This is a genomic window from Pseudoalteromonas sp. G5_S1_54_S4 (assembly GCF_054968565.1).
Genome location: NZ_JBQKUL010000113.1, coordinates 1 through 1,996, shown reverse-complemented (window position 1 = coordinate 1,996; position 1,996 = coordinate 1). Strand labels below are relative to the sequence as shown.

Below are 1,996 nucleotides of genomic sequence, written 5' to 3'. Positions count from 1 at the left end.
ATCGCTGGAAATTAAAGATGTACGTTTAGCGTATGCACCTGCTATGGGCGTAGGTAAATACGGTGGCGATATCGATAACTGGATGTGGCCGCGTCACACAGGCGATTTTGGTTTTTACCGCGCCTATGTAGGTAAAGACGGCAAACCAGCAGAATACAGCGAAGACAACGTACCGTACGTGCCTGAGTCTTACTTAAGTGTAAGTGCTAAAGGCGTGCAAGAGGGTGATTTTGTCATGGTTACTGGCTATCCAGGGCGCACCAATCGTTACCGTATTGCGGCAGAGGTCGATTATGTATTTAACGACAGTTACCCTAAAGCGCGCATGCACAATACTAAATACGTGTCACTTATTGAAGAAAACTCAGAAGATGGCAGTAAAGCGCGTATTGCTTACGAAAGCACCATAGCTGGTTATAACAACTACATTAAAAACTATGGCTCGATGATCGAAAGCTTTAAAAAAGGCACCATGTTTGAGCGTAAAAAGCAGTTTGAACAAGAACTTACAAGCTGGATAAACAGCGATAGCGAACGTAAACAGCGCTACGGTAACGTACTTAATGAGTTATCAGCACTTGTTGCACAATCGCAAGAGCACAGTGAGCGCGACCGTATGGTAGGCTATGTTCACCGTTCACAAATGATCAGCACGGCACGTCGTTTATACCGTTTAGCTTATGAAAAACAAAAGCCAAATAGCGAGCGTGAATCGGGTTATCAAGAACGTGATTTACCGCGTATTAAATCGGGTTTAGAGCGTATGTCACGTCGCTTTGACGCAAACGTAGATAAAGCCATATTACTGCACTTTTTAGAGCAATATGCAGCATTACCTAAAGCAGAGCGTTTCAGTGAAATTGATAAAGCCTTTGCTTTAGAAAATGGGTTTGATAAAGCAAAACAAAGTGCATTGCTAGATGAAATGTACGCTAAATCAACGCTTGATAACGAAATTGTACGTAATTCATTATTTGAGCAAACGCTTAGCCAATTAAACCAAAGCCAAGACCCATTCATGCAATATGCAAAAGCCATATTCACGGTAATGAAAGCTGAGGAAGATAAGTCAAAAGCCCTTGCAGGTAAGTTACAAGCCGCTCGCCCAGAGTTAATGAGTGCGATTATTGCCTTTAATAAAGCGCAAAACAAACCGGTTTACGCCGATGCAAATAGCACATTACGTGTAACTTACGGCACGGTAGGCGGGTATTCTCCGCAAGATGGTTTAGTGGCCACGCCGTTTACCTCACTTGAAGGGTTACTGGCTAAAAACACCGATGTTGACCCATTTAATGCGCCTAAAAAGCTGCAAGAGCAAATTAAAGCCAAGCTTTATGGTGATTACACAGGTGGCATGAATACCGTACCGGTTAACTTTTTATCAAACGTAGACACAACTGGCGGTAACTCAGGTTCACCAACACTAAATGGTAAAGCTGAGCTGGTGGGTTTACTGTTTGACGGTGTGTACGAAAGCATTATTGGTGATTGGGATTACAACCCAGAGCTAAATCGCTCAATCCATGTAGATTCACGTTACATGCTGTGGGTAATGGATAAAGTAGATAACGCACAAAACTTATTAGACGAAATGAAAATCGTAAAATAAGAAGCAGTTAAAATAACAAAAAGGCGCTTACCTTAACCGGAAGCGCCTTTTTTTGGTTTAAACATTCTCGGATTAATTTAACTTAGGGTACGGGTTACGAGGTTCGGGCTTCGGGCTAAGAGGTTCGGGTTGCGGGGGGAGCTAATTTGTTTTTAGCAGTAAGTATCTTTAGTAGCAGCGATTTTACATCGCGTCAGAGTTAAGCCTAAATAAGTATTTACCACCGAGAACACAGAGTTAACAGAGAAATACTTAAAAGATATGAATCCATCTCTGTGCAGCGCAAAGCGCCTCGGGATTCTCTGTGGTGAAAAAACTGTTTTTAGCAGTAAATGTCTTTCGTAGCAGCGACTTTATATCGCGTCAGAGTTAAGCCTAAATAAG

At 42.3% G+C, this 1,996-nt stretch carries 1 protein-coding gene; it reads left to right on the top strand.

Going from position 1 to position 1,996, the window contains the following annotated elements; all coding sequences use genetic code 11:
- The coding region (locus tag ACTRWE_RS19130) for a S46 family peptidase (protein ID WP_462880526.1) at window positions 1-1,612 on the top strand (1,612 nt) is incomplete at its 5' end.
- Window positions 1,613-1,996: the final 384 nt, after the last annotated feature.